The 2,101-nt window shown below is 66.6% G+C and carries 2 protein-coding genes; one reads left to right on the top strand and one right to left on the bottom strand.

The window, feature by feature from the left end:
• Positions 1 to 1,213 (bottom strand): glutamate--tRNA ligase (gene gltX / locus EOA33_RS33375; RefSeq protein WP_127407558.1); only part of this gene is annotated, 1,213 nt, incomplete at its 3' end.
• A 102-nt stretch (positions 1,214 to 1,315) separates the two neighbouring features.
• Between gltX and EOA33_RS41085 the strand changes: the two genes are divergently transcribed.
• Positions 1,316 to 2,077, top strand: coding sequence for a DUF4131 domain-containing protein (locus EOA33_RS41085; protein ID WP_127407557.1), 762 nt, complete (start codon positions 1,316 to 1,318; stop codon positions 2,075 to 2,077).
• Positions 2,078 to 2,101 lie beyond the last annotated feature (24 nt).

The raw sequence follows: 2,101 nt of genomic DNA, 5'->3' as shown, positions 1-2,101 counted from the left end.
CCGCATGGGCGCCGCGGAGGACGGCGCGCGCCTCGCCGGAAAGTAGCGCCGCCGCCTTTTCGTCGACCGGCAACGGCCGCTCGGCAAACAGGAAGCCGGCGCCGTCGACCAGTTCGACCAGCGTCTTGGCGCGCTCCTTAAGCCCGGGCAGGGCCGCGAGCAACTGCGCCTTCTTCTTGTCGTCGAGCCGGGCGGCGAGCGCCGGGCCGCCTTCGAGATAGGGCAGGGTGGCGACGAAGATGTCGAACAGCGCATGATCGTCCATCTTGCGCATATGGACGCCGTTCAGCGCCTCGAGCTTGGCGAAGTCGAAGCGGGCGGCGCCCTTGTTGACGTCGCCGATGTCGAACCAGCCGATCATGTCTTTGATCGACATGACTTCGTCGTCGCCGTGGCTCCAGCCGAGGCGGGCGAGATAGTTGAGCAGGGCCTCCGGCAAGTAGCCCATCGAACGATAGGCCTCGACGCCGAGCGCGCCGTGCCGCTTCGACAGCTTGGCGCCGTCGGCGCCATGGATCAGCGGGATGTGCGACATCGAAGGCACATCCCAGCCCATGGCGTTGTAGATCACGGTCTGGCGCGCGGCGTTGGTCAGATGGTCGTCGCCGCGGATGATGTGGGTGACGCCCATGTCGTGATCGTCGACGACGACGGCGTGCATGTAGGTCGGGTTGCCGTCCGAGCGCAGGATGATGAAGTCGTCGAGGTCCTTGTTGGGAAAGCGCACCTCGCCCTGCACCCGGTCGTGCACGACGGTCTCGCCCTCGGCCGGCGCCTTGATGCGGATGGCGCCCTTGATGCCGGGCGGCGCCTCGGACGGGTCGCGGTCGCGCCATTGGCCGTTATAGCGTGGCGGCAGGCCCTTGGCGCGCGCCGCCTCGCGCATCGCCTCGAGCTCCGCAGGCGTCTCATAGCTGTAATAGGCCTTGCCCAGGCGCACGAGATCAACGGCCACCTCGCGATGGCGCGGCGCGCGCTCGAACTGCGAAACCGCCTCACCATCCCATGAAAGGCCGAGCCAGGTTAGTCCGTCCAGGATGGCAGCGGTTGCCGCCTCGGTGGAGCGCTCGCGATCGGTATCCTCGATGCGCAGCAGCATCGTGCCGCCGGAGTGCCTGGCATAGAGCCAGTTGAACAGCGCCGTGCGCGCTCCGCCAATGTGCAGGTAGCCTGTCGGCGAGGGGGCAAAACGGGTGACGACCTTGTCGGACATGGCACTCTCAGGCTGGCATAGGAAGCGGGCGTGATTGCGCGGACTTTCGCGCTTCGCGCGTTCATGTAGCATAGGAGGTCTGGGGCGCAAGGGGCAGACCCGATGGCTGGACGAGGCCGGGGCACGGTGGAGGGCGAGGGGACGACAGCTGGCGTCAGCGAGCGCCTGCTGTTTGCCGACACAGCGCCTGTCGAAACAGCGCCGGTTTGGCTTCCGGAGTCGCGTCCGGCCAAAGAGATTTTGCCGCCTGATGTCGGCGGATTCCGCCCGGCCTCGCCGATGGCAACCATCACGCGGCTCGGCAAGCAGCTTGGCCGTGTCTCATGGCCGGCGTTTCATCGCAGCATCGGCGCCGCGGCCACGACCGAGCTTGATCGCGGCATCGGCTTCCTGCTGGTGCCGGTGTTCCTGGCTGCCGGCGTGATCTTCTATTTCTCGCTGAACGCCGAGCCAGACCTGTACAGGCCGCTTTTGGCAGTGGCGCTGATGGCTGTCTGCGCGCTCGTTTCGCGCCCACGGCCAAGGACGCATCTGCTCTTCATGGCGGCGTTCTTCTGCGCCTTGGGCTTTCTCGCCGCAAAGGTCGAGACCTGGCGCGCCGCGACACCGATGCTCGGTTCCGAGATCCAGACCCGCCTGACCGGCCGGCTCGTTAGCCTGGAGGAAATGGAGAACGGCCGCGTCAGGCTGACGATCGATGTGATCTCCACCGCTCACCCAAAGCTGCGCTACGCGCCGGAGCGGGTCCGGCTTTCGGCACGGAAAGTACCTGCTGATATGACAGCCGGCTCGCTGCTTACCGGCTATGCAAGGCTGCTGCAGCCGACCAGCGCCATGTGCAGGCCCGAGATGGAGATGACGTGATAGATGCCGGTGCGCCGCATCGCC

The sequence above is a fragment of the Mesorhizobium sp. M4A.F.Ca.ET.050.02.1.1 genome, assembly GCF_003997725.1.
Taxonomy (GTDB): Bacteria; Pseudomonadota; Alphaproteobacteria; order Rhizobiales; family Rhizobiaceae; genus Mesorhizobium.
This window is presented reverse-complemented; position numbering and strand designations above follow the sequence as displayed.